The sequence below is a fragment of the Alteromonas sp. a30 genome (assembly GCF_026788005.1).
Taxonomy (GTDB): Bacteria; Pseudomonadota; Gammaproteobacteria; order Enterobacterales; family Alteromonadaceae; genus Paraneptunicella.
In genome coordinates this window covers 1-25,071 of sequence record NZ_JABEPE010000027.1, presented here as the reverse complement: position 1 = coordinate 25,071, position 25,071 = coordinate 1, and the positions used below count along the sequence as shown (strand labels likewise).

The 25,071-nt window shown below is 43.2% G+C and carries 22 protein-coding genes and 1 pseudogene; 13 read left to right on the top strand and 10 right to left on the bottom strand.

Annotated elements, in window-relative coordinates; all coding sequences use genetic code 11:
• The gene (locus HJG39_RS17560; protein ID WP_268411397.1) at window positions 1–852 is read right to left on the bottom strand and encodes a universal stress protein; all 852 of its coding nucleotides are present in this window, start codon (window positions 850–852) and stop codon (window positions 1–3) included.
• Between the two features lie 247 nt (window positions 853–1,099).
• Between HJG39_RS17560 and HJG39_RS17555 the strand changes: the two genes are divergently transcribed.
• The 5 genes from HJG39_RS17555 to HJG39_RS17535 all read left to right on the top strand — a co-directional run bounded on the left by HJG39_RS17555 (window position 1,100) and on the right by HJG39_RS17535 (window position 5,466).
• Entirely contained in the window at window positions 1,100–1,894 is a 795-nt protein-coding gene (locus tag HJG39_RS17555) for an RMD1 family protein (RefSeq protein WP_268411395.1), read from the top strand.
• Window positions 1,895–1,939: 45 nt separating this feature from the next.
• A complete protein-coding gene (gene rimK, locus HJG39_RS17550) occupies window positions 1,940–2,845 on the top strand; it encodes a 30S ribosomal protein S6--L-glutamate ligase (RefSeq protein ID WP_268411393.1) in 906 nt (301 codons plus the stop codon).
• A gap of 1 nt (window position 2,846) precedes the next feature.
• On the top strand, window positions 2,847–3,887 hold the full coding sequence (locus tag HJG39_RS17545) for a succinylglutamate desuccinylase/aspartoacylase family protein (RefSeq protein ID WP_268411391.1): 1,041 nt from the start codon (window positions 2,847–2,849) through the stop codon (window positions 3,885–3,887).
• Window positions 3,884–4,321 carry an ATP-dependent zinc protease family protein gene (locus tag HJG39_RS17540; protein ID WP_326849274.1) on the top strand — a complete coding sequence of 146 codons (438 nt, stop codon included), beginning with the start codon at window positions 3,884–3,886 and terminating at the stop codon, window positions 4,319–4,321. Before HJG39_RS17545 ends, HJG39_RS17540 begins: the two co-directional genes overlap by 4 nt.
• Before the next feature lie 125 nt (window positions 4,322–4,446).
• Window positions 4,447–5,466 carry a 3-oxoacyl-ACP synthase III family protein gene (locus HJG39_RS17535; protein ID WP_268411388.1) on the top strand — a complete coding sequence of 340 codons (1,020 nt, stop codon included), beginning with the start codon at window positions 4,447–4,449 and terminating at the stop codon, window positions 5,464–5,466.
• Between the two features lie 26 nt (window positions 5,467–5,492).
• Here HJG39_RS17535 and HJG39_RS17530 read toward each other — a convergent pair whose 3' ends face one another.
• The 5 genes from HJG39_RS17530 to HJG39_RS17510 form a co-directional block, all read right to left on the bottom strand.
• Window positions 5,493–6,944 carry a carboxyl transferase domain-containing protein gene (locus HJG39_RS17530; protein ID WP_268411385.1) on the bottom strand — a complete coding sequence of 484 codons (1,452 nt, stop codon included), beginning with the start codon at window positions 6,942–6,944 and terminating at the stop codon, window positions 5,493–5,495.
• A 16-nt stretch (window positions 6,945–6,960) separates the two neighbouring features.
• The gene (locus HJG39_RS17525; RefSeq protein WP_268411382.1) at window positions 6,961–7,695 is read right to left on the bottom strand and encodes an SDR family NAD(P)-dependent oxidoreductase; all 735 of its coding nucleotides are present in this window, start codon (window positions 7,693–7,695) and stop codon (window positions 6,961–6,963) included.
• Between the two features lie 5 nt (window positions 7,696–7,700).
• Complete coding sequence (locus tag HJG39_RS17520; RefSeq protein WP_268411379.1) at window positions 7,701–8,732, bottom strand: 3-oxoacyl-ACP synthase III family protein; 1,032 nt, start codon at window positions 8,730–8,732, stop codon at window positions 7,701–7,703.
• Between the two features lie 283 nt (window positions 8,733–9,015).
• Entirely contained in the window at window positions 9,016–9,705 is a 690-nt protein-coding gene (locus tag HJG39_RS17515) for a hypothetical protein (RefSeq protein WP_268411376.1), read from the bottom strand.
• Between the two features lie 185 nt (window positions 9,706–9,890).
• On the bottom strand, window positions 9,891–10,157 hold the full coding sequence (locus HJG39_RS17510; protein WP_268411374.1) for a GIY-YIG nuclease family protein: 267 nt from the start codon (window positions 10,155–10,157) through the stop codon (window positions 9,891–9,893).
• 646 nt (window positions 10,158–10,803) lie between these two features.
• On the opposite strand from HJG39_RS17510, the gene HJG39_RS17505 reads away from it, so the two are divergent.
• From HJG39_RS17505 to hrpB, 3 genes are all read left to right on the top strand, one after another.
• The gene (locus tag HJG39_RS17505; RefSeq protein WP_268411371.1) at window positions 10,804–12,447 is read left to right on the top strand and encodes a methyl-accepting chemotaxis protein; all 1,644 of its coding nucleotides are present in this window, start codon (window positions 10,804–10,806) and stop codon (window positions 12,445–12,447) included.
• A 142-nt stretch (window positions 12,448–12,589) separates the two neighbouring features.
• Entirely contained in the window at window positions 12,590–12,721 is a 132-nt protein-coding gene (locus HJG39_RS17500; protein ID WP_268411368.1) for a DUF3149 domain-containing protein, read from the top strand.
• A gap of 139 nt (window positions 12,722–12,860) precedes the next feature.
• Window positions 12,861–15,350 carry an ATP-dependent helicase HrpB gene (gene hrpB, locus HJG39_RS17495; protein ID WP_268411365.1) on the top strand — a complete coding sequence of 830 codons (2,490 nt, stop codon included), beginning with the start codon at window positions 12,861–12,863 and terminating at the stop codon, window positions 15,348–15,350.
• 18 nt (window positions 15,351–15,368) lie between these two features.
• Here the strand turns inward: hrpB and HJG39_RS17490 are convergent, their stop codons facing one another.
• The gene (locus HJG39_RS17490; RefSeq protein WP_268411361.1) at window positions 15,369–17,669 is read right to left on the bottom strand and encodes a methyl-accepting chemotaxis protein; all 2,301 of its coding nucleotides are present in this window, start codon (window positions 17,667–17,669) and stop codon (window positions 15,369–15,371) included.
• A 1,081-nt stretch (window positions 17,670–18,750) separates the two neighbouring features.
• Between HJG39_RS17490 and HJG39_RS17485 the strand changes: the two genes are divergently transcribed.
• Complete coding sequence (locus HJG39_RS17485) at window positions 18,751–20,292, top strand: pectate lyase family protein (protein WP_268411431.1); 1,542 nt, start codon at window positions 18,751–18,753, stop codon at window positions 20,290–20,292.
• 291 nt (window positions 20,293–20,583) lie between these two features.
• Here HJG39_RS17485 and HJG39_RS17480 read toward each other — a convergent pair.
• Window positions 20,584–20,961, bottom strand: a pseudogene (locus HJG39_RS17480) (transposase); the annotation flags it as partial.
• A 186-nt stretch (window positions 20,962–21,147) separates the two neighbouring features.
• Here HJG39_RS17480 and HJG39_RS17475 point away from each other — a divergent pair.
• From HJG39_RS17475 to HJG39_RS17460, 4 genes are all read left to right on the top strand, one after another.
• Window positions 21,148–21,840: a hypothetical protein gene (locus HJG39_RS17475; RefSeq protein WP_268411358.1), complete on the top strand. Its 693-nt coding sequence runs from the start codon at window positions 21,148–21,150 to the stop codon at window positions 21,838–21,840.
• Window positions 21,841–21,852: 12 nt separating this feature from the next.
• Complete coding sequence (locus tag HJG39_RS17470; protein ID WP_268411355.1) at window positions 21,853–22,542, top strand: hypothetical protein; 690 nt, start codon at window positions 21,853–21,855, stop codon at window positions 22,540–22,542.
• A 545-nt stretch (window positions 22,543–23,087) separates the two neighbouring features.
• Window positions 23,088–23,291: a hypothetical protein gene (locus HJG39_RS17465; RefSeq protein WP_268411351.1), complete on the top strand. Its 204-nt coding sequence runs from the start codon at window positions 23,088–23,090 to the stop codon at window positions 23,289–23,291.
• 79 nt (window positions 23,292–23,370) lie between these two features.
• Window positions 23,371–24,135 carry a hypothetical protein gene (locus HJG39_RS17460; protein ID WP_268411348.1) on the top strand — a complete coding sequence of 255 codons (765 nt, stop codon included), beginning with the start codon at window positions 23,371–23,373 and terminating at the stop codon, window positions 24,133–24,135.
• Here the strand turns inward: HJG39_RS17460 and HJG39_RS17455 are convergent.
• Window positions 24,132–24,416: a hypothetical protein gene (locus tag HJG39_RS17455; RefSeq protein WP_268411346.1), complete on the bottom strand. Its 285-nt coding sequence runs from the start codon at window positions 24,414–24,416 to the stop codon at window positions 24,132–24,134. The two genes, HJG39_RS17460 and HJG39_RS17455, sit on opposite strands and share 4 nt — an antisense overlap.
• Before the next feature lie 110 nt (window positions 24,417–24,526).
• Entirely contained in the window at window positions 24,527–24,835 is a 309-nt protein-coding gene (locus HJG39_RS17450) for a hypothetical protein (protein WP_268411344.1), read from the bottom strand.
• Between the last annotated feature and the right edge of the window lie 236 nt (window positions 24,836–25,071).

Sequence of the window (25,071 nt, the reverse complement as noted above, 5' to 3'; positions counted from 1 at the left end):
TTACGCTTGTGTTACCATCAACATATCACAAGGCTGCTGCGAAAGGAGTGCCGTAGTGGTACTGCCAACTAAGTGTGCCATCAATGCATTACGCGCCACCATTCCCAACACTAAAACATCCACTTTCTGCTTGTCTACCCATGCTGGCAACGCACTTTCTGGCATCCCCGTTAGCATTTTCAGGCGCGCTGGCGCAATTCGGTTTTCCTCTGCAAATTGTTCGAAACCTTCCGCATGAATGTCTTTTATCGCTTGCTTGTATTCCAAAAACATAGGCGAAATATAGCAACAATGCACTAACCACCATTGTGCGTTTAGCTTTTTCTCAAAATCCTGTGTGCTACGCACAATACGATTGTCCAGCGCTTCTGGGCGCGCATGCTCGTGTAGCGGATCAATCGCAGCGGTCATTTTTACCGTGGCAGACCAAGGTTTTTCGGTCAGCATGAATACGGAACAAGGCAACGACGCTAAATCTTGATAAATCGCATGTTGTGATGCTTTTGGCTTTTGCATCAATAAAATCATGTTTTCCGCATTTTCACTCAGCGCACGTTCAATCGTCTGGCGATACAGCTTCTGATCAGAAATGAACATGCGATAGTTAATTTGATGCTGGGTTAGCGCTTTTTCTAGCTGTAACTGCAAATTCTGAACTTGTTCAATATGCGCTTTTGAAGCCGCCTCAAAAAAACTCGCAGATTGCCAAAAACGTCGTTCTGTTGCGCGAGCACGTTGGTCGATAACAACACACACTTGACTATTAAATGCCTTCGCTAAACGAATTTGTTTGTTAAGCACAACATCGGATACAGGATGCTGCGCATCAAAAAACCAAATATGGTTGTACACGGGTTCACTCCCCCTTTCACACTGGGTTAAACAACAATTAGAACGTAGAACGCCACTTTTCAACGGCTCAATCAATAGACGCACAACATTTTGGGAAAGTCACAATGTCGCATTTTTTGTTATGCATGGCTTTGCAGGTTTCTCTATCAATACTTGCCTCTTCGCGCCCACAATTTTTTCATATCACTGTGACCTTCTGCGAAGCGGCTTAGTCTACTCATGAAATAACTTATTCACTGTTCCACTTATGAGTTCACAATCAGACATTAAAAAAGGTGCGGTCTCTGTTAAGCGTTTTGGTCAGCAAATTGATATTCAGTCACTTTCCAATGAACTAAGTAGCGATTACCAACCAATGCAATTTAGAGATTCTATTCTGCTGCATTCGGAACAAGGCGCTATATTTGTATTTGATTATGGCATTGTGGTGACGTGGGATATTGATGCCGACACCAAAACCCGTGTTGAGCAACGCGTTGCGCGTTTCGTTTCCGTACAGGACGAAAATTCAACATGGGAGAGCTTTCGTTTTGGCGTGGATCCAGACACTGCATTTTCCTTAGAAAACGATGTGTTATCGCTAGAAGACACCGAACGCATGGTGCTTTTAGCCATCAGTCACGGTTTTGCACAGTCGAGCAAATTAGAGCACTTTGAGTCGTTAGCGGAGCATATTATTGGTGACAATCGGCATTTAACCGAAGAATTAACCAAAACCGGAAAAATTCCGTTATCGCGCAAGGAATTAGCGCAATTGCGTGGTAAGTTGTTTCAGTCGAAGAACGACATTTTATTGCGCTATAACTTACTTGATACCCCTGAGTTCTTTTGGGATTACCCAGAATTGGAAGGACAGTATCAGGTGGTGGCCAAATACTTTGATTTAACCCAACGAGTGCAATTATTAACGTTAAAGCTGGAAACCATTCAGCAATTATTAGACATGTTGGCAGGCGAGCAAAACCATAAACATTCCGCCTTTTTGGAATGGATTATTATTGTGCTAATTGCCATTGATATTTTGATTTACTTCCAGCATTAAACAACTTGAGAAAAACACTGGAAGCGCGTGTTACAGGAACCTTAAATGAGAATCGCTATTTTATCTCGCAGCAAGAATTTGTACTCAACAAAACGATTAAAGGAAGCGGGAGAAGCCCGTGGGCACGAAGTGGACATCATCGACACTTTGCATTGCTACATGGACATTACCAGTAGCAAACCTACGGTGCGTTTTAAGGGCGAACAATTGCCTCATTACGATGCGATTATCCCTCGCATCGGCGCATCCATTACTTTTTACGGCACAGCCGTAGTGCGCCAATTTGAAATGATGGGCAGCTTTTGTGTGAACGAATCGGTTGCTATTAGCCGTTCACGCGACAAATTGCGCTCAATGCAATTGCTTTCGCGAAAAGGCATTGGTTTGCCAAGAACGGGCTTTGCTCACAGCCCAGACAACATCAAAGACTTGATTAAAAACGTAGGCGGGGCACCGGTGGTTATTAAGCTACTTGAAGGCACACAAGGCATTGGCGTGGTATTGGCAGAGTCCAATAAAGCGGCAGAAAGTGTGATTGAAGCCTTTATGGGCATTAAGTCCAACATTTTAGTTCAAGAATTCATTGAAGAAGCGGGCGGCTCCGACATCCGCTGTTTTGTTGTTGGTAACAAAGTAGTGGCGGCCATTAAACGCCAAGGCCAAGAAGGTGAATTCCGTTCTAATTTACACAGAGGTGGTTCAGCAGAAGTGGTGCGTATCAGTTCTGAAGAAAGAGCCACCGCAGTTTCCGCAGCGAAAATTATGGGCTTAAACGTGTGTGGCGTGGATTTACTTCGCTCCAAAAACGGCCCTGTGGTAATGGAAGTTAACTCATCTCCGGGTTTAGAAGGCATTGAAACTGCCAGCAAAAAAGATGTCGCCAGCCTTATTTTCGAATTTATCGAGAAAAATGCTCGCCCCAATAACAACAAAACCAAAGGCACAGGCTAACATGTCGGAACCACTTGAAATCGGTGACGTCAGCATTCGTCCCGGCAGCCGCGTTAAGCTTAAGTTAGCGGCAATGAAGTTATATACCGATACCGAAATGTCGATCCCGGTAGAAGTGATCCGCGCCAAGAAAAGCGGCCCGACTATTTTCATTAGTGCGGCCATTCACGGCGATGAATTAAACGGCATCGAAATTATTCGCCGTTTGCTTACCATGCGTTCGTTAAAACTCAGCAAAGGCACCTTAATTGCGGTGCCTATTGTTAACGTGTATGGCATGTTAAACCAAAGCCGCTACATGCCGGACAGACGCGATTTAAACCGCTGTTTTCCGGGCTCTCAAAAAGGGTCATTAGCTGGCAGATTGGCACATTTATTTTTAACGGAAATTGTGAGTAAGTGCGATTATGGCATCGACTTACATACGGGCGCGATTCATCGCAGCAACTTCCCGCAAATTCGCGCCAACTTAGAAGATCCTGAAACACAGGAACTTGCCCGCGCCTTTGGTGTGCCGGTGCTGTTGAATGCCTCGTTACGTGATGGCTCATTACGAGGAGCGGCAACCGAAGAAGGCACCCGCGTTTTATTATACGAAGCAGGGCAAGCACTGCGTTTCGATGAGTTATCTATTCGAGCGGGCATAAAAGGCATTATGAATGTATTGGCGCACTTAGGCATGATTCGCCGCCGTACCAGCAAAAACAGAGCTGTCGAGCCTTTTGTGGCTTACAATAGTAGTTGGATACGCGCTACTGCCAGCGGTATCGTACGTGACCGCAAAAAATTAGGTGATCACGTTAAGAAGGATGAAGTGTTGGCAGAAATTAACAGCCCAACCGGTGAGGCGATTGAGCACATCTCAGCACCTAAAGGCGGCATTATTATCGGAAAACAGAACATTCCATTAGTGCAAGAGGGTGACGCCATGTTTCATATTGCTGACTTCGACGCACCATGTGACGTTGCCGAGCATATTGAGCAATTGCAAGATAACCTTGTCCCTGAGCAAACGATTCATTTGGAAGGTTTGTACGAGTGATCACCCAAGATTACGCCAAACATTTAATTATGGGCGTTATTGAGAACATCGACCTACCCGAACTTGGCTTATTTAACATTGCCGCTCGTATTGATACGGGCGCACAAACCTCGGCACTGCACGTTGACCATATCAGCACCAATAAGCCCAATGGTGAAGTCAGTTTTGAGTTTCATCCTGATGTTCACAATGTCGAGCGAGTTATTAAATGCCAAGCAAAATTGCAAGACACACGCTGGGTACGTAGCTCCAATGGAGAAAGGGAAAGGCGTTACGTTATCCGTACCCAAGCATGTATGGGTCCTAAAAGTTGGGAGATTGAACTGACCCTCACTGACCGTTCAACAATGAGCCATTTAATGCTGCTAGGCAGAGAAGCCATGCAGATTGGTGTTTTGGTCGACCCGGAAAACACCTTTTTGTTGTCGAAGTGAATGTGCTTTGAGTGAACAGCTAAACGCGGTGTCTTTCTTCAATAAAGAGAAATATTAGCAAGACACCGCCTTTCCTATGAAACATCTAATGTAAACCCGCCGCTTCTTTCAAATTGGGAACCCACATGATTACACTTAATCAGCCACTTTCTGGCTTTCATATTCCCCACATCCGCACGTGCAACTTTGATAGTCTCGTCAGTTTGTCGAATACGGAAGTGTTAGCCCGAGCCGGACACGATGAAACCTCGAAATTATCGCGCTTTATCGAAAATAAAATGGGCATTACCCACCGTTATCAAACTGACGCTAAAACCAATGCGCTCGACTTAGCGAAGCAAGCATTACAAGACCTGATAAAAGACGATCCAAGCTTGCCTCAAACCAGCGACTTTTTAATTTATGCGGGCATTTCCAACCCCTTGCCTATTGCTACACACAGCGCTTTACTGGGTGCCGAATTTGGCTTTGCCAATCCAAGTTGCTGGGACATTAAATCCGGTTGTTCAAGTGGCGTGTTAGCTTTGATCCAAGCCATTAATTGGCTGCAAATGGGGGCCAAACGCGGGGTAATCGTCGCCAGTGAAACCTTAAGTAAATTCGCCCGAGATGACACCCTACAAATGAGTGCGGCGGTAGGTGATGGCGCAGTTGCGTTAGTCGTTGAAGCATCCGAAGACTGGCAAGTTCGCGGGCTCGTTCACGGCACCGACCCACAATATGTCACCAATATGTTAGTTGAAGGGCAAATTCCCGTTGCTAACGAAGATTATGAACGTGAGAATTTTCGCTACACCTTAAAGGACAAAGGTAACACTTTCGAAGTGATTAACGATTACTGGATTAAGTCGCTGACACAGTTATTAGAGAGCAGCGGGCTGCACGGCGAGCAAATTCAACACTACATTGCTCACCAAATTGATGGCAGCAAAAATGCCAAAGTCGCGCAGCAATGCGGCATCCCCGAAGCGGCTGTCGCTAAGAACTTTCGCCACTTCGGCAATATGGGCTCTCCCACCGTGTTTATTAACTATCACCAGTGGTTGAAAACACAACAAAAGCACGTTGCCTCGGGCGAAAACCTTATTTTCCACGCCGTTGGCGGCGGCCTTTCTTGGGCTGGCATTTGCCTGACTCGACGTTAGAACACTTAAGCTGGCGCGTCCTCTTGTCACGGCGCTGCCGGCGCCTGAATCACATCCTCTGCCAATGTTTGCATTTCTTGATGACAGGTGTCGGAAAACAAATCCTGCCACAACCGCTCTTCTAATGCTTCGATAGGAATAATGTCATCTAAGATTTCGCCATCGATCATATCGCTACAGTGAGGGTCTTGCTGCGCTTGTATTTCTTGCCAGTTTTCCAGCGAGTTTTTCGAGCCAGATAAGAGTTCTTTCATAATGCTTTCATGCATTACGTCAATATGGGCTCGACCTTTAATGGCATATCGCGCTACTGCACCGTAACACTTGGGCAAAGCCAGCGTATTCGCGCCACCAAATCCCCGCCCGTTAATAACGCCTACGGTTGGCATCGGATAATGAATAAGGTCATCCGTCACACTGACGACTTTTTGAATAATGTCTTTATTATCGCCATCAAACCGGGGATCAATTCCCGGCGTGTCTATCATCAATACCAAGGGCAATTTAAGTGCTGCAAACAACGCAATTGCCTGCTGATATAAATCTAACGAGCGATAAGAAAACATGTTGTTTATTTGATCTGGTGGGTTCATTAACATCGCGACTTGTTGACCACGAATATCAATGACGAACGCTTTTAAGCGTGTATCAAAACCTTTAAACAATTCAATACCTTGGCGCGTTAAGTGCAACAAGCACTCGACCGTGGCAATTTCCGCTTTAATCAGGCTTTTGTCTTCTAGGATCCCTTGTAGTGCGGGATCATCTAAATTAGGAAGCGCTAACTTTGGCAGCGAGCCTTTATAAGCCAGAGTGGTCATTAAACGCCCAGCTAACAAAAAAGCTTGCTTAACATCAGTCGCAACTTCATGAATTAACCCTGTGCGTTTTTTAACAGCCTCGGCTCCTGCGATTGCCTGAAAGTCCACTTTCGCTCCAAAAAACTGCTGAAAAACTTCAGGCCCAGTTAAGTTAACCGATGCATGCGGCGAAGCGGCGATACGGTAATGTCCTAAACTGAACAGCATGGCGCCAAGGCCAAGGCATTTCCCCTGACACATCGTGATAAGCAAATTTTGACGCTTAAACTTAATCAAGGCGGGTATCACGGCAAAAACACGATCAAACATTTTCCGGCCTTCAACAAAACGAAAGCCCAACGAGTTAATGCAAAATATTAACGGTATATGCTGCTCGGAAATGGCCTTAAGAAACGCCTGTAGTCGCATACAATTATTGGCACTGAAACTTGCTCCTTTAACGCGAAAATCGCTCCAACAAACGGCGACTTCCCTACCGTTCGCTCGCCCTCTCACCATCCAAATACCATCAGCATTCATTCTGTTAGGTTTATCTTCGCTGCTTAAGCAAAAGAGCTGCATATTTTCATTCACAACAGAGCTAAGCGGGGAAAGAAATCGGGTTTCATTAGTATCAACGCTCAACCAATGGTATTCAGGACGCTGCTGTACGGTCATATTGATAGACTCTTATTTAAATATTAATAACTAAATTTTTATTGTCGGTTTGATGTAAAACGTCGCATATGGACTGGGCAACATTGGCCTCAGATACGGCTTCTAAGTTCGCCACATTGGCTCTGAGTTTTTCTGTTCTGGCATTTTTCACCACGCCGGGGTTCACCAAGTGACAAAACACTTCTCTTTTTGCAAACTCGTTCGCTAATGTGTTTTGGTATCCCACCAACGCCGCTTTAGACAGGTTATAGGCAAGCTGCCCCTTCACACCGTATTGATAGGCTTGGGAGCCCACCAGCACAATGCGTCCACCATTACGTTTGAAGTGTTTTAAAAAAGGGGTGAGTAACGCGTGAGTATTCGCCACATTGGTTTGAAATGTATCGAGTAACAATGGCACTGAGGTATGCACAACACTTTTGGGTCCGAGTTCATGCACAGGATTCACTCCAACATTGGCAATCACGGCTTTGGGCAAGTTATCGGACTGTTCAAGACGCTGCGCCAAAGCCATAACGTGTTCTAGCTGACTGTGGTCACATGTATATATTGTCACTTCGCAAGGAGGGTGATGCGTTTCTATTTGCGATTTGGCTTGTTGCAACGACGCTAAGTTTCGACCTGTCAGTATTAGCTTTTGGCAACCTTGTTGCGCTAGCCATTGAGCACAGGCGAACCCAATCCCTTGACTCGCTCCGGTAATCAACGCACTTTCGACCTGCGACGTTTGCATGGTTTGATTCTGCTCCATGCGCTTCACCCTAAATACAGCGCAGCGCCTTTGGTGTAACCGCCACCTACAGCACAGAACAACACTTTACTTCCTGCCTGAATTCGGTTTTGAGAAACCGCTTCGGCAAGGGCAATAGGCACACTACCCGCCACCGTATTACCAAACTTATTAAAGTTGATGAGCATTTTATCTGGGTCGACATCTAGCTCATGACTGACTTTTTCAAGCAAGCGTAAATTGGGTTGATGGAATATAAACAAGTCAATATCGGCAAGTGATAGCCTGTTGCGCGCTAATAAGTCGAAGGTGGTTTCTTTAAACGCACGCATTGCATTACGAGCTACCCGTTCACCACTTGGCATAGAGAGCTTGTGCTGCATAGCGGATACATTTTCTGGTGTGCAAGGCTTGGCGGCACCTCCAGCGGGAACAATAACTGCGTCAAACCCTTCGCCTTCTGCTTGTACAAAGCAATCTACAAAACCCCGCTTGTGTGGAGCATCGCGAACGTCAGCCGGTTGACGCTTAAGCACTACGGCGCCCGCACCATCGCCATACAAGAAGGCGGTACGCTTATCTTGCATATTTAACGTTCTTGAACGGCAATCGACCCCGACCAGAAGTACATAATCGTCACCAGTTGCTAAACAGCGTAATGCTTGGTCTAGCCCGTATAAAAAGCCGGTACATGCAGCCACAATGTCACTTGCTGGGAACCCCGATGCGCCTAATTTGTGCTGCACAATACAAGCGGTAGAGGGAGTTGAATGATCGGGTGTGGAAGTAGCAACAATCAGCCGATCGAGTTGATTCGCTGACAAATTTGCTTGCGCTAATGCTTGGTGCGCTGCTTCGGTGGCTAAGTCTGATGTGGTTTCTTCAGGAGACAAAAAATAGCGGGTTTCAATCCCAATATTTTTGTTTATAAAGCTTTCTTTAATACGAATGCCAAACGACTCAATCAGCTCAGCATTATTTAACTTTTGCTGACCAACGCAATATCCTGTGCCAGCGATGACAAAATCATCAGCACTTTTCGCAAGGTAGGGTTTCATATAATCACTCTTAACTGTGAGCATTAATATTGGTCACAGTGAAAGAGCTAACAATGGATAAATTTCAAACCCATCAAAAACTAATTATATTTTGACGCAAATAAAAAGTAATCAAGGTAAAGCGCTAACCAAAATGCCTTGATTTTCCTTACATAAGCAAGATGTGAAGAAGCAGTGAAGTATTATGTGACCAACGATTACACAAGAGTACAAATATTGCAAAACAGCCACATAGGTAAATTTAATTAACTTACAAAACACCCTAAAACGGCTTTTTGCCTCACTATTTTAAACGTCTTTTCTTAACCGTGTCATGTTGCGTATTATCGCTTCGCTTACGCTTCTTCGAATTCGTTGATTCCGAGTCAGAATGCGTATTTGTGGATGAGTGATGTTGATGCCCTGTAAACCCAAAAAACTGAGGGTCACGATAATGTAAATTGATAATTGCCTGACCAACTAAAGGCTCAACGCCTGTTTTAGACTTATGCAAAACGGGCCCCTTATTCGACTCTGCGTGAATATTGACCCGATATGGCACCACCTTACTTCGAAAAAAATCACCACTTGAATTGTAAGATGAGTAAGCATCTTTGGTTTTATCTAATAAATCTGAGTGGGTTTTCACTTTATGCGTTTCACCCACACCGTGCATTTCTCTCAACGACGTATACATGGTATGCGCTGCACTGCCTTTTAATGTACTTCGCTTTCCCGACCTATCGTAAAAGTCATTAGTATTAAACTGAAATGTAGGCACATAACGCTGCCCAACAACCTCGTCGTATTGGCCTTTATTAGAATTGCGTCCTGAAATTGCAAGAACTTTATCAGGCGTTTTATTCACTGACGATATTGAAGGCGTATGATCTCCCGCATTAGGTGCATCGCGTTTAATAACCAAGTTGCTTGTTTGAATACTGGCTAACCGCCCTAAAGGAGATTCATCTAATGTTCGGGCCGTATGCTGCATTAAGAATGCCTTTTTCCCAGTCTTTCCACGTGAATGACTATTATCCGAATTTCGCCCAACATTCTGCATAGACAACATGGTATTTCGCGTCTGTTTTTTATTCGCTTTCCTACCGGAGTTTTTCATAAGATACCGCTACAAAGATGAATTAATGACCATAGCAGCTACGGCTGATTCCGGCAAAATTAATTCTTCTGATACGTGGCAACAAGCGCTAGCTTTTGTGCTTTGGACAACTGCTTAATTTGATACTCTCGCTTGCTAGCGCTTGAGCGGTCGGCTGCTGGCTCGCGATACACCTCAACCACGGGTCTGCGCACTTTAGTGTATTTTGCACCTAATTTGCCCTCATTGTGTTGCGCGATCCGACGTTCAACATCTTTAGCGATACCGGTATACAAGGTATCGTCCGCACATTTCACAATATAGATAAACCAATTATTGGAAAGCATAGAAAGAAATTCGAGTAGAGGATGTGGAAAAACGTTTAGTTTAGTTAGCCAAATAAGCTTACTGTAGCATCGTCACTTGTACAACTCAGAGCTATCACCTAACGCAATTTATAGATAGGAATAAAGCAATGGCATTTTACCAAGAGCTAGTGAGCAACTTTTCATATCTCATCAAAGCATGTAAATTTTATTTCTAGCCCAATATTTACTCATTTCAGCACGCTTCTGTTTGTTCTCACTACTTTGTTATTTCGGCTATTTAACTATCCAATCGAAAAGACTGGTACGGCAAGAAATACTTCTCCTGATCCTTAACGTGATTCGCTCGCATTCAGCTAGGCCCTTCTGTTAGTATCATGCAGCTTGTTTCACTGAAGGATAAAAATCACTCTCTTTGCCCACTCATATCCCCTAATCAAACAACGCATTACTACAATTTCCGAAATATATTTATCTACATGCAAAATAATAAATATTTTACCTTTACCACATGGTAAAATTTGTGACAATATATTACATAAAGCAAAAAAGCGTTAAACCCAGTAGGCATTTTTATGGGTCCAAAAGCATGCTTAAACAATATAAACAAGGGTACTTATTTACCTATGTCACTTATTTTTTCGGTCATCAATGATTAGGATGCAAAATGAACATTTCTGTGAAGAATACGCTAATGTTCCATGCTGCTGCGGTTGTTATATTACTCTTAACCCCGATAGTGGCACTGAATTGGATTTCAAGTGAAGGCGCAAGAGCTTTAGATAGAACTAACGCCATCAACTCGAATGTGCTATTGCAGCTCGTAGCAATTGATGGTGCATTGAAAAATGCGCGCTTTCACTCCTACGCTGGCTTTATGCACGATAACAAATTAAGTGTTGCACACTACCATGCCCACCCCTATGAACTGCATTTAAATACCGTAAAAAACGAAATTAAAAAAGCAGAGCAAGGCTGGCAAGTTGTGCTTAATTACATCAATAATGACGTTCCTCATGTTGCTGAAATTCGCGAATTAAAGAAACAATACGATAGTTACATGGACGCAGGTGGTTATCCCATTGTTACCGTAATGGAAAACAACGACTGGGACTCTATTGTTCGTATTGTAACCGCTGCAATTCCACAATACGCCGAGTTTTCTGGGGCAATTCAAGAATTATTAGTCAAAATTGGCGCTTCTGCTGAAAAAGAATATAAAAGCTCTCAACAGGGACTTTCTACGTTACAAACCTTTTTAAGCTTTTTATATATCACTTCTATTATTCTTTATGTTTTATTCTCGATATGGTTCCAAAAACGCATCACTCGCCCATTAAATGAAAATATGGAAGCCGCTAAAAAGATTGCTTCTGGAGACTTAACACCAAGCGAATTTAGTATTAGAAAAGATGAATTTGGCATGCTTTCTAATTCCATGGAACAAATGCGTACCGCTTTATCCAATATGATTGGCGGTATTATGGAAGCCGCAAACAAAGTAGACGACTATGGTCAACAACTGGAAAAAGCCTCAAATAATACGGCTCAGAGTATCGCCGAACAAATGCATGGGTTAACTAACTCCGTATCGGTGCTGGGGCAAATTCTCGTTAGCATTGAGGACATTGGCCGCAATTCAGAGAATACCAACGGTAGAGCGATAGAGGCAGAAAAAGCGGCCAGTATCAGTTCGGGTCATGTGTCTCAGGCAGAAGCGGGCATTCAACAGGTTTTTGAGCAATTACAATCCACCAGCCAGCAAGTGGAATCTTTGTCAGAACAAGTTAAAGAAATTACCAGTATCACCGGTGTGATTCAGGATGTTGCTGCACAAACTAACTTGCTAGCGCTAAACGCAGCCATCGAAGCAGCACGCGCCGGAGAGCAAGGGCGAGGTTTCGCTGTAGTTGCGGATGAAGTTAGAAACTTAGCTGCGACGACCACCAGCTCCGTCGAAAAAATTGCCGTGATGATTTCAGATATTCAAGAAAATGCCGCATCGACAGTGATCAGCATGAAGAATAGCTGTGAAACTTCAAGCTTGGTGGTTGATACCACCAAAATTACGCGCGAGTCTATTGGAGACATCAACAAAGCAACTTCTTTAGTACAAGAATTGGTTTCTGAAATTGCTAAAGCCTTGTCTGAGCAGAAGTTGGCCTCTAATGAATTGTCTTCTAGTGTCGAGTTAATTACCTCTCGCTCGAAAGAAAATAACACTGCAATGAACAATGTGGCAAAAACGGCTGAATGCCTCAACGAAACATCCAAAAAACTGAAAAAAGCCACATCAGGCTTTAAGCTCTAACCGACTAATTTGCGTTAGATCAATTTCCCAAGCCGCTTTTATTAGCGGCTTTTTTATACTTGATCCAGATCACTTCCTCGCCTCACTGAGCCTCTAAACTAAACGCATACGTTAAGTAAACAAGCCAATTAAGGTGAATGACATGCAAATGTTATTAAACGATCCCGTTGTTTGGGGCTCATTACTCGGAGTAGGTATCGTTGTTGCCATCTGTGGGTATTTTGTTTGGTATTTCCTCGATCACATTGCCCACTCAGATCAAGAAAAGCATTAATCGCACTTCGCTCTATCGCCCGCTTTTGTAGGTTCTAGGTGGGCGTTTTTTCAAGACGACGCATCGCAATCTAGCTTTATCGTTTACCCATGTGTTCTGGTATTATTGGATTACTCATTTATCATCATGCAGCTTTGTTTTGCTACCTATTAACGACCATCTTGCCCGCATTGTATCTTTACTCAACCAACATTCGTCACTGGTACTGCAAGCCGAGCCGGGCGCGGGTAAATCGACCGCTGTCCCATTGCATCTTTTAAAAGCCAATATTGCACAAGACAAAAAGATAGTGATGTTAGAGCCAAGGCGAGTAGCGGCCCGTTCTATTGCCACATTTTTAGCGCAGCAATGTAATCAGCACGTAGGCGAAAGTATAGGCTATCAAATACGAAATGAGCGCAAAACCTCACCACAAACCAAACTCGAAATTGTCACCGAAGGCGTTCTCACACGGCGTTTGCAAGCAGACCCTGAACTGAATGACATCGGTTTGATTATTTTTGATGAATTCCATGAACGCTCCATTCATGCTGACTTAGCACTGATGTTGGCGCTCGAAACACAAGACGCTTATCGAGATAACTTAAAGTTACTGGTGATGTCGGCAACCATTGATACCGATCTTGTTTCAGGTTATCTAAATCAGGCCCCTGTGCTAACGTGTCCTGGTCGTACTTTCCCTGTCACCACTGATTATGCAGGCAAGCCCACTGGCTCGCTGGTTGAGCATGTTATGCGCCAGCTATCCGCGCATTTACAACGGAACACAAGTGGCGATGTGTTGGTCTTTTTACCCGGCCAAGCTGATATCAAGCGTTGTCTGCAAGAAGCTGAGGCATTACCGTTTGAAGGCGTTGACTACTTTGCGCTTTATGGGGGCTTGCCTTTGTCGGCACAAACAAAGGTGCTATCTCGAGAAAACGACAACAGGCAACGTGTTATTTTTGCCACCAACATTGCCGAAACCAGTTTAACCATTGAAGGGATTACTTGCGTTATTGACTCCGGGCTTGAAAAAGTCTTGAACTTTGACGTCAAAAGCGGCCTTACTCGACTCGAAACCAGTCCGATCTCTAAAGCCTCTGCCACGCAACGTGCTGGCCGCGCAGGACGTTTACAAGCTGGCACCTGCATCCGATTATGGGGCGAATCTGAACAACGTTCACTCAACGATTTTCAGCCCGAAGAAATCACTAACAGCGACCTGTCTGACTTGGTATTAGAGTTAAGTGCTTGGGGCATTAATCGCTATCATGAAGCGCATTGGTTAACCGCTCCTCCCGAACACCATTTTGATATTGCTGTTGCTTTAAACCGTCGTTTGGGTCTAGTGGATACGCACAACAAAATCACGCCTCTCGGAAAAGCCGCCATCAGCTTGGGTTTATCACCGCGTCTTGCAAGCATGTTATTGCGCTGTAAAACAGACAAAGAGAAAAAGCTCGCCTGTATGTTGGCGGCGTTGGTGAGCGAGCGAGACATTTTTATCCACTCTCGTCATGCTGATATTACCGATCGTCTACTGGTACTTCATGAATACTTGCTCAATCGCGCCAACATAAAAGCTGATCGGCGAGTTCATAAAAACACACTTGAACAGGTTCGTAGCAACGCTATTGCCCTAGCCCAAAAAGTTGATATTGCTTTAGATAGCGTTACAACACCTGAATCACTAAGGCTTTCGTTATCCGACATGCAAAGTCTTAGCGGCCCAATTTTATTCAAGGCATTCCCTGATAGGCTCGCAAAGTCACGACGACAATCTGATTCAAATAGTAAGTACCTACTCGCTAACGGAAGAGGCGTTGCATTGCGCGAAGAGGACCCGCTTATTGGTCACACATGGTTGTTAGTATGTGATTGTGATGGCAAGAACAAAGACGGTATGATTTTCAGTTGTGCCCCGCTTTGTTCTCAACAGATTTCTTCACTTCTTGAAAACCAAACTACCGAATCCACTCATTACCAACTTGATGCCAAAAAAGAGCAAATTCATGGCAACAAGGAAACTCGCTATCAGGCTATCGTTTTACAACAAACTCGAATCAATAACGTGCCTAAATCCGAGTTTACTCAATGTGTTGTTGATATTTTGCAAACTGAAGGATTAAGCTTTTTGAACTGGACGCCCAAATGCGCGCAATGGCTGGCACGGGCGCAATGGTTGTCGCAACATATACACGATTTTCCGGCGCTATCTGAAACTTCGCTCCTTGCAACGTTAGATAACTGGTTGTTGCCTTACATCACGCAGGTAGAAAGCATTAAACAACTCAAGCAAGTGAATGTATTTGACTTGATACAACATCACTTAAGCTGGGAGCAGCAACAATGTTTAGCCAAAGAAGCCCCTGAACATTATGTCACTCCGCAAGGAAAGCGTATTCCTATTCGTTACGATGAGCACCAAGGGCCAACGGTATCTGTAATATTGCAGCAAATGTTCGGGCAAACTCAACCCGTGCGTATTGCCCAAAATCAAGTAGCCTTGCGATTTGAATTGCTTTCGCCAGCGCGCCGCCCAATTCAAACCACGAGCGACTTAGCGAACTTCTGGCAAACCTCATACATTGAGATTGCTAAGGAGATGCGCGGTCGGTACCCCAAACACAATTGGGATCCCTCATAGGAACGTAAATAACGAGCGTTACACTTTAAAACGATCGACATTCGTTTTCACTTCCTCAGAAGTTTGAGAAAGCTGGGCTGCTACGGCAGAAATCGCATCGATAGCCTGTGATAATTCAGAGAAGCGTGTTTCTAAATCCTGTGCATCAACGCGTATAGATTCAATACTATCGGTTTGCCTCGTTGTGGAATCATCAATCACTTCGTTTGCTTTTGCTAATGCATTTACCATCTGCTGAAGCTGTTGCAAATCGCTGTCCACACCCTGAACCAAATTAATGCCTTCTTGTGCTGAATCAGAAGCCGTTGTCATCGCGTCCACCGAGACACTGGTAGAATGATTCAATCCTTCAATTTGTTTTTGAATGTTAACGGTACTCTCTTGTGTTTTTGCCGCTAGCGTTCTGACTTCATCAGCAACCACAGCAAAGCCGCGCCCATGCTCCCCAGCCCGAGCTGCCTCAATTGCTGCATTCAAAGCAAGTAGATTGGTTTGATCGGCAATGGCATCAATTAAAGAAAGCACATCATGGATGTCTTTTACATTCGCTTGCAACTGCTCAATATTTTGGGATGACGTTGTTACTTCCTTTACCAACCTTTCAATATTGGAGACCGCCTGCTGCGCCCGCAAGGCATTCTCTGCGGTAGTATTACTGGCTTGGGAAGTCGATTCAGAAGTTTCTTTCGTTTGCTGAGAAATCGTCACTACTGAATCCGAAAATTGAGATAACGACCCTGTTACCGACTGCACTTTCAGGTTTTGCTCTTTGATGGTGGCCTTAGCTTGCTCAAATGCCGTGGCTAACTCAGTCCCACTTGATGCGATGGTGATAATGGCATCTTTCACACTCGCCATAATGCCTTGAAGCTGCTCAACAAAGCGGTTGAAATTGCGTCCAATACCATCAATTTCAGGAATACCCGAATAAGAAACCCTTAAAGTTAAGTCTGCATCACCTTGCGCTAACGTATCCAAACGATGTTTTAAGTCATCCAGCGGGGTTGTTAAACGTTTAGCCAATACAAAGCTAATGATGGCTGCGAATATGACACCCAGCAAGACAATCACAACGGCACTGGAAGTCACGCTCTGAGCGATGGAGTCAACTTTGGCAAACGCTTCGGCAGCATCAATTTCAGATAGTATTGCCCACTGACGCCCCACTAACGTTACGGGTCCATATACGCTGAGTACCTCAACACCTCGATAATCCTCAACAATGCCAAAACCACTTTGACCTTGTAGCGCGCGCTCCACACTTTCACCTTTCACTGGCTGTAAGGCGATGGTAGTTTGTTTTTGTTGAATGATTTCAGGGTCGCCGATATTCGCTTTTTGGATTGCCGTTAAATAGGCAGACTGGTCTTCAATGAAAAAGCGGCTTTCATTTCTAAGAGTGTAATCATCGCCAACCAGATACACTTCTCCAGTTTGACCAAACCCCGCACTTTCCCAGTCGCCGTGCTGTGTCATCACTGAATTAATCACATCAATAGGCATTTGATAAATCAGTATGCCTATGCGCTCATCACCATCGAAAATAGGCGAGGATATAAAACTAGCGGGATTATTATACGAGGGTAAATAAGGTGCGAAGTCAGACAAATACACCTCGCCTTTTTGTAACGCTAATGCTTTGTTGTACGCTTCGGCAATACCGCTATTTTTGTAGGGACCCGTCTTTAAACTGGTTGCAAAGTCCAACTCTTTAAATACCGAATAAACGATGTGACCGCTGTCTGGCGATACAATAAAAATATCGTAGTACCCAAAGCGTTGCTGAAAATGGCGTATAGAAGGATGATAGCGCTGATGCAAACGATCGTATTTTGACCCGTCGCCTAAACCGATGAGTTTATCTTTCTCGCCAAGCGGGTGCTGATTCTGAGCAATGAAAGCTGTTTGTAATCTTCGCCCTTGTTCATCCAACCTATTGAGTAGCTTAAGCGCATCAATATCGTCAACATTGTTTTTGCGATAAGCGTCCGCGAAGACTTTGGCATAAAAATGTTTGAGAGCAGGTTCAGGCGTTGTATGAAATTCATATTCTTCAAACGCATCAATAAAGTCACGCGTTACTTCAAGAGTAGAAACATCGCTCGCCATCACAAGAATCTGCTTTTGAATAGTAGAAAAGTATTCCTCTATTCGTTGAGTCATTAAGTGGCGTTTTGCTTGCAAACCTCGCCGATTAGTTTCAAGTGCTTCCGCTTTCATTTCACCGACAGCTAAATACGTCCCTATAGATACGGTGGTAACAGAAAGTAAAGCTGCAACTAAGGTAATAACTAAAAGTAAACGAAAGCGCAAAGCCATCGATAAATACCCCTTGAGCGGATTTTAAAGATAAAAAGTTATTTTGAGTAATATTTTTTACTTGAAAGATAACAACTTTAATATTCACAAGAAAGCGTAAATTTACGATAAAGTAGTTTATTTTTTCACATCGAAATTTAGCAGACGTAAATTAACAAATAACCTCTATTTTTCCTAAATAACATATTACTCACTGGCTTTCGCCTAATGTGAAACGCATACTTTCACTTCACTAGGCAGTGCACAACTCAATCATTCCACGTTATTTCCCCAACAAGTACAAGTGATGGAAATATAAGAAATAACTGATTTTGATGGCCTTCAAACACTGTAATGAAGCACAAAGTAACCCGCATCAAACAGCATTAAAAAGCAGGCTATAAGCAACAGCATCAAGACTTGAGTTTGCCACACCTTTGGCGATAGCACTCTATGACACTACATTATTAATCTTCTTGATTTGAAACTTAAACCAAATTTCTTTTTCATCATTTATGCTTTTTCGCTATATCGAGCAACTGCTCAAAATAAATATTTTTCCTCATAAGGTAAATATTGAGCAAGAATTACCCTTCTAGCGACTGATTTTTCACGCTTAATTGATTTTAACTTGCTGTATGCCAAACCAATGATTCCGAGTGAAATCTTAATATCACACCAGTCACTATTGTCGTCATTGGTCGGCGCTTACCCCTTAAAGCAGTAGAGTGGACTCGCTCAGACATCAAAAAATATTCTTATTTTTCAGTATGATAACTACACCTCCTCGTTCCCGCGCGACACCCTTGTAACATTCAATTTACATTTTTTACATATCGTTAAAATCTCGTTTGCATTTTTTTTACCTTGATTTATACTCGCTCCAGTGTGCCACCGGTGGCATTTTGCAGCAAAAAACTGGCTATAGTGTTTTTGGAGTATTGATACGGCTATCTCTAAAGCGTTGTCGATAGTCGATGGACTAACGTGTCAAGTTATCTATAGCCCGCAAATTTTACTGAGCTTAAAATTTAAGAGGTTAATTATGAGATACAACAAATTGGGCAAAATTGGCGCAGTCGCGACTATCGTTGCCAGTGCAATGTCGTTTGGTCAAGCTCACGCAAATACCATAGGCGGGTTTGCCGAGCTAAACGGTGGCACAACAGGTGGTGCAGGCGGTCAAGTCATTCGTGTTTCTTCGGGTGTCGGTATTCACCAAGCACTTTGTACAAGGGCGTCGAGTGATACGCCTATTATCATTGAAGTAGAAGGCACAGTTAACCACGGCAATACCGCCAAGGTTTCCGGTGATAGCTGTAACACCGCTGATGACAAAATCGAACTTAAGGACATCAGCAACGTCACCATAGTAGGCGTTGGCAGTGGCGCATTGTTCGACGAGCTAGGCATCCACATTCGCAACTCTTCTAACATTATCATTCGTAACGTACACGTTCGTAACGTTAAGAAATCTGGCTCTCCCACCTCAAATGGCGGCGACGCTATCGGGATGGAAAGCAACGTTTCTAACGTTTGGGTTGATCACGCAACATTAGAAGCAAGCGGTGGCGAAAGCGGCGGTTACGATGCGTTGTTCGATGTGAAGAACAACTCTAAATACATCACTCTTTCTTACAGCATCTTGCGTAACTCTGGTCGTGGTGGGTTAGTGGGTTCAAGTGACAGTGACGACAACAATGGGCCTATCACTTTCCACCATAACTTCTATGAGAATATTGACTCAAGAACGCCGTTACTACGTCACGGAACGGCTCACTCATACAACAACTACTTCGACGGTATTTACAAGTCTGGTATGAACCCACGTATCGGCGGCGAAATGAAAGCACAAAACAATGTGTTTGAAAACGCGAAAGATCCTCTGGGTACGTTCTACACAGACAAATTAGGTTACTGGGATATTTCCGGCAACATTTTCGCGTCTAGTGTAACGTGGTCAGGAGAGGATGACGACTATTATCCAGCAGGTCCTAACCCTATATCAACAACCAGCATTAGCATCCCTTACGCGTACTCTTTAGATAACGCCAATTGCGTTAAATCTATCGTGTTAGCAACAGCCGGTGCAAACAAAGGCTTAGCGGCTTCTGATGGTAGCTGCTCTGTTACTACGCCTCCAGATGGCGGCGATACAGGTGGTGGCGACACTGGTGGCGGTGACACTGGTGGCGGTGACACTGGCGGCGGCGATACAGGTGGTGGAGACACTGGTGGCGGTGATACTGGTGGTGGTGACACACCAACCAACCTAGGTCAGAACCTATCCATCGGCGGTGGTGCTGATGGTAGCTCGAAAGCAAGCGGTACAAGCTATGGCAACGTTATCGACGGCGATCTAAGCTCTTACTGGTCTCCCTCTAGCAGCACAGGAAGAATCAGCGTTAAGCGCTTAGATACCACAATCAATGCAGTACGCATCATTGAAGCCTCTGGCGCACAAGGTAACGTCACTTCTTGGACGCTGAAAAATCACGACACGGGCGAAGTGTTAACTTCGGGTAATGCAATCCCAGATGTGATCACATTTAGCCCTGTAAACTTGTATAAAGTGAGCTTTGAAGTGAATTCTTCAAATGGCACACCACGAATTGCAGAATTCGAGGTGTACAACGCAAACTAATTAACTAAGTTAATTGAGTGCAACGCAAAAGGGCAGCTAAGCTGCCCTTTTTATTTGAATTCACACCTTATGGCGTTAGCGTTTTCTATACGGTCATCATATTTTCACGCAACCACGATCATCTACAGCCCAATGATTTACATAGATACTAACAACTTAAATAACAACTGTTCTCTTCCTTTGCTAATACAAGAACAACTATTAGGGCGTGTTGATCAATTCACTCCATAGACAAAGCATCAGTAATGCAGCCCCATTTCAGGCCATTTTGTAGGTTTCAGGCATACCTATTCCAGTAAGCTTGTTCATTGCGCGAATGATATCGGGAGTCTGGGCGTCAACAGCAAGATGCAACTTACGCCATGAGCGGCGTTGCTCAATACCGTGCTTTTTAACTTCCCATTCTCCTTCACCAAACACTTATAAGCCTGTTGAGTCGATTGCTAAATGTTTAATTTCACCGGAAGCAGGAAACTTGATACTGATATCTAAATCCTTAGCCCGTTTGCTTATACTGCTGTAATTAGGGCAATTCAGCGGAATATCCATCTACTGAAATACCGAATTCATAAATCCTTGAAGCGCTCTTAATGATAAACGAAACACCTTCTTCACGATCAGTCCTGTTTCAATGGCTGTGTCGTTATAAATAAAGCCTCCTCCACGACCACCTTGATGCTTTGGTTAACCGTAAACAGAGCGTTTAACAGTGACTTGATGACAAACTTTAACAAAATTTCCCTTGAGTATAAAAACAACACTTATTAATTAACTTTATATACATATCAGTATTTACAATGGTTATTATTAAAACCATAATTTGCGATTCTAACTAATACGGATTTAAGGAAAAACATGAAATTAACTAAGCTTTTAAGTACGGTTGCCATTGCAACGTTAGCGTTTCAATCACCGAATTTATTAGCTTCTGATGTTGGGAGCACGGTTAACGCTAAGAAATCCCAAGAAGCGCCAAAGTCCTATACACCTGAATATTTTGAACAAGCGGGTGTTAAGTATGTAGAGATACTGGAACAGGACCATTATCGTATGGGCGAGTTCGAAATTTACAATCAACAACTTGCCGACCTTGCCTTTCAAGCGATTCACGCACTCCCAGAGGAGCGCGAAGCTATAAGGCTAGAATTTACAAAGTTGCAAAATGAAGCCCTAAGTAAAACAGCCGATTACATTGGCGTTTCTGTTATTGAATTACCCGCATTTTGGGACTACTTTGCAGAAAACCGCAGTCAATTTATCAAGCAGGGCTCACCTTTATTCGATGAGAACGACATTGGTATATCGGCGCTAGAAAGAATAAAAGTCGTGTGTAATGGTAATCATTGTAACGACCCAACTCATTTTTTAGTTGTAAATTATGTTAGGTTTGCTTTTTTCGGACGCGTACCGGCAACCAAGAAAGCAGAGGTTAGAATTGTTAATGATAGCAACATTGAATATAAGGGCTCTTCAGGTATTTGGCATCATGTTGGGGTTGGCTCTGTTGAATACATCGGAAAAACCTGTGAACGATGCAATCTAAATTAAATAGGTAGTAATATGAAATTCGTTTTTACCTTGTTATTTTCTCTTGGCTTGTTTTCTCAATACGCCGAAGCTAATGAGTTTCTAGAGAAAATTAAACTCGATGCTAGAAGTATTGAAATGGACCCACACCAATTCATTTATTCAACTCAAGTTCTTGCTCAAAACAAGTACCGAAGTAAGGATGAAAAGCATCCTCTCCCAGACGATTTTTTCAAGTTAATGAAAGCAGGAAGTGAATTTTGGGAAGGTAAACTTAATCCAAATACGACGCCACCTATAGGTGTTAGAATGCAGCTTCTACCGAAATCGGTAAAGATGATAAATGAGCTTGTTTTTAATCATGCTAACGAACTTAATTTAAGCCTGTTAGACCTAAGCCGTTTTTACTCTTTAAAAGAGAATAACGACTATGCCGAGCTATTTAAACTTGATGCTTATGCAGCGGTACCTGATGGTAATATAGGTAGCTATACAATTGAATTGCAGTGCAAAATTAAAAGCCAAGATTGCAACAGGTCGTTCAATCGAGTTGACCCAAACCAAGTTGCTGCATTTTGGCAAGAGCTGGTTGAAAAGGGAATAAAAAACAAACAACTTTTCACTGTGATGTATATTGATGTGGATGGTAGTCAAGTAGGAAAACCCGAATTATGGCGCTTCTATTCTACATTCGGGCCTCGATATTTAGAGGATATAGAGTAAGCATCTAAGCTTTGCATTATAAATTTTTAGTACCAATAGCCGACAATACAGTCGGCTTTTTATTATTAAGTGACCGAGCAAGGCCAATTCAGCCGCTTTGAATTTCTGTATCGAATGCACCGAGGCGATACCATTTGGCATATGGATGACAAAGCGCTTGCCCAATATGGCATAAAATCTCATTACATTGCGGATTGTATGACCAATCTGGTTAAGAACAACCTGCAAAAAGTCGTCTTTTGCACGATGGATAAAAATTTTTTTAAGGACGATTTTTCACAAATGTGAAGGTAAAATGCCTTCATTTTTGGCAGAAAAAACAGGGACATTAAAATAACGTAAGCCGCCGAATTAAAAGACATTAAATTCACAATCGTATTGACCAACAAATGAGCCTTTGGCCTCATGTCAGAGGCAAATTCCTCATAAATGCGGCAATTCACTTTCACAGATGGAAAATATAGGGGTCAAAATAGACTTGTTTACCCCCCTATGCGCGGGTTAATATACTGACCGTTCAATAATTTTTATAAGTAGGTAGCAGTATGGCTAAAAAATTAAAACTGAGTGCGATTGTGTTGTTTGCCTTAGTCAGTGCAACCCCTGCACACGCTTCAGACTGGTTCGATGATTTTTTGAATTCATTTTTTAAAGGGTTTGAACCTGTAGTAGTTGAAGAGCCTGTCATTGTTCCACTCGGTCCGGGTGGTGGTGGCGGTAATCCTCCGGGTCCAATTGACCCAAGTTAATTTAACTATGTCACAACCGGAGATAGCGGTAATTCTGGTGTTCATTCAGGCAATATAATTATTACAGGACTTCCGAACAATGAGTTTATCGGTAATGGTCATTATCTCGCTGATATATATAGGATTATTATTTGTAGCGACAATGTACAATCATCAAAAAGGCGAAAAAGACCTATTTATTAGCAGTGCATTTGCTCTTTTTGTTTACGCAGCAACACATTTAGGTAATACGTTGTGGCTTTCTTCCTTACCCGCTAGTGAGTTATTAAGTACACATTACCTATATTATGCAGCAGTTTCTGCTGCTTTAGCTGTTGGACTTTTTCTAATTAACCGAGAGAAAATGCGCGTTATCATGTCGATCACGATAGGGTTGCTTGCGCTAGAGGTTTTATTAGGCTACGCAGTGCATATTGATCGTAATGTAGTAGCTTTAAATGGGCTCGCCACCGCCAATGCATCCTTAAGTAACAGTTGGTTATTATGGGATTTACGAGATGGTATTTCACAATTTACTACACTAACGGTTTTACTTGCTCTAACTTTACCAAAGATTTACCAAGTAGAAACAGACGATCCAGCGGAAGGCTATACCATACAGAAAAAAGTAAACCAATTTGCTGATTTGTATAAGCCATCTAAAAGAAAGCGCCGAACTAACGTATTTTTAAGCTCCAGCGCTGAGAACCTTTGCTTCTACACAGGTGACGAAGAAGAAAGCCAATATCGTGGCGAAGCGGGCATTCTGTTACTGAATGAAGCGATTAAACAATGCTGTTATGAGCCACATAGAACCAAACCGGTGGGCTTGTTTGGGCGCTTCGTTTACTGGCTTCGCAGCTAATCACCAAATAGTTCCGCATTATCCACATACACATCAAAGAATCGGCTAAAGGAAACTTGGCCGATTTTTGTTTTTTCGGCCAACATATTCATAAACATACCGTTAATGTTGCCCGCATCAACATAAGCTTTGAATAACATCAACCGGCTATCGCTTGGCGATTCTTGGTAAATCTGCGTGAAGAAACTGGCATAACTACCATCGTGCTCAGTCTGGATAAGGTAGCGCAAACGTCTGGCAATATGCTCATTAAGGGGTAATTTGAATTCGTAATCGGTCATTTTATGATTATGTTTTGAGAACAATTTAACCCGATAATAACACCCTTATGTGACGATTGCTGCAAGGCGTGTTATCAAACGAGTGCAGGGCGGTTACTTCATTTTAGCAGTTACTTCCTTTTAGCCGTGCCTTTTTTTGGGGATGTTCCTTTTGCTTGGGCTGTACTCACGTCTGTTTCTGGCTCTTTGTTTAAGCCTTTGAACATTTCCCCTAACGTGACCTCTTCTAAGTCGAACGCTTCAATCAAATCAAGAATGAATTCGGTATTGAAGTTACCTCGATTCACATGATTATTCAGATTTTTAACTTGCTGTTTTGTCGGCTCCTTGCCGTGGAGCTTGATATACAATTGGCGATAGCCGCCCGCTCTTATCCTCAGTAATTTAACAAATTCAATCGCGTGTTTCTCTCTGCTCACGAATCGGTCTCTCGTCTATTTAAGCGTCAAAAAAAGGTAAAATTCCTCATATATGAGGTTGACAAACAACACAAAGCCTTTACTATTTGGCCTCATATATGAGGCTTTTTCATCTTATTTCGGAGCCTTCATATTGTTTGTAACTGATTTACCTAGGATTTCCAAATGATACACCAAATCAAACGTTGAGGTATGGAAAAAGCGGTAACTCAAGAAACGGAGCTTGTTAATTCAAA

Coding starts and splice junctions, on each gene's coding strand:
- HJG39_RS17525 (WP_268411382.1), bottom strand. CDS start 7,695: ATGGAGCAGAATCAAACCATGCAAACGTCGCAGGTCGAAAGTGCGTTG.
- HJG39_RS17475 (WP_268411358.1), top strand. CDS start 21,148: ATGAAATTAACTAAGCTTTTAAGTACGGTTGCCATTGCAACGTTAGCG.
- HJG39_RS17490 (WP_268411361.1), bottom strand. CDS start 17,669: ATGGCTTTGCGCTTTCGTTTACTTTTAGTTATTACCTTAGTTGCAGCT.
- HJG39_RS17545 (WP_268411391.1), top strand. CDS start 2,847: ATGTCGGAACCACTTGAAATCGGTGACGTCAGCATTCGTCCCGGCAGC.
- HJG39_RS17455 (WP_268411346.1), bottom strand. CDS start 24,416: ATGACCGATTACGAATTCAAATTACCCCTTAATGAGCATATTGCCAGA.
- HJG39_RS17530 (WP_268411385.1), bottom strand. CDS start 6,944: ATGACCGTACAGCAGCGTCCTGAATACCATTGGTTGAGCGTTGATACT.
- HJG39_RS17535 (WP_268411388.1), top strand. CDS start 4,447: ATGATTACACTTAATCAGCCACTTTCTGGCTTTCATATTCCCCACATC.
- HJG39_RS17470 (WP_268411355.1), top strand. CDS start 21,853: ATGAAATTCGTTTTTACCTTGTTATTTTCTCTTGGCTTGTTTTCTCAA.
- HJG39_RS17500 (WP_268411368.1), top strand. CDS start 12,590: ATGCAAATGTTATTAAACGATCCCGTTGTTTGGGGCTCATTACTCGGA.
- HJG39_RS17485 (WP_268411431.1), top strand. CDS start 18,751: ATGTCGTTTGGTCAAGCTCACGCAAATACCATAGGCGGGTTTGCCGAG.
- HJG39_RS17460 (WP_268411348.1), top strand. CDS start 23,371: ATGAGTTTATCGGTAATGGTCATTATCTCGCTGATATATATAGGATTA.
- HJG39_RS17555 (WP_268411395.1), top strand. CDS start 1,100: ATGAGTTCACAATCAGACATTAAAAAAGGTGCGGTCTCTGTTAAGCGT.
- HJG39_RS17520 (WP_268411379.1), bottom strand. CDS start 8,732: ATGAAACCCTACCTTGCGAAAAGTGCTGATGATTTTGTCATCGCTGGC.
- HJG39_RS17515 (WP_268411376.1), bottom strand. CDS start 9,705: ATGCAGCATACGGCCCGAACATTAGATGAATCTCCTTTAGGGCGGTTA.
- HJG39_RS17510 (WP_268411374.1), bottom strand. CDS start 10,157: ATGCTTTCCAATAATTGGTTTATCTATATTGTGAAATGTGCGGACGAT.
- rimK (WP_268411393.1), top strand. CDS start 1,940: ATGAGAATCGCTATTTTATCTCGCAGCAAGAATTTGTACTCAACAAAA.
- HJG39_RS17465 (WP_268411351.1), top strand. CDS start 23,088: ATGGCTAAAAAATTAAAACTGAGTGCGATTGTGTTGTTTGCCTTAGTC.
- HJG39_RS17505 (WP_268411371.1), top strand. CDS start 10,804: ATGAACATTTCTGTGAAGAATACGCTAATGTTCCATGCTGCTGCGGTT.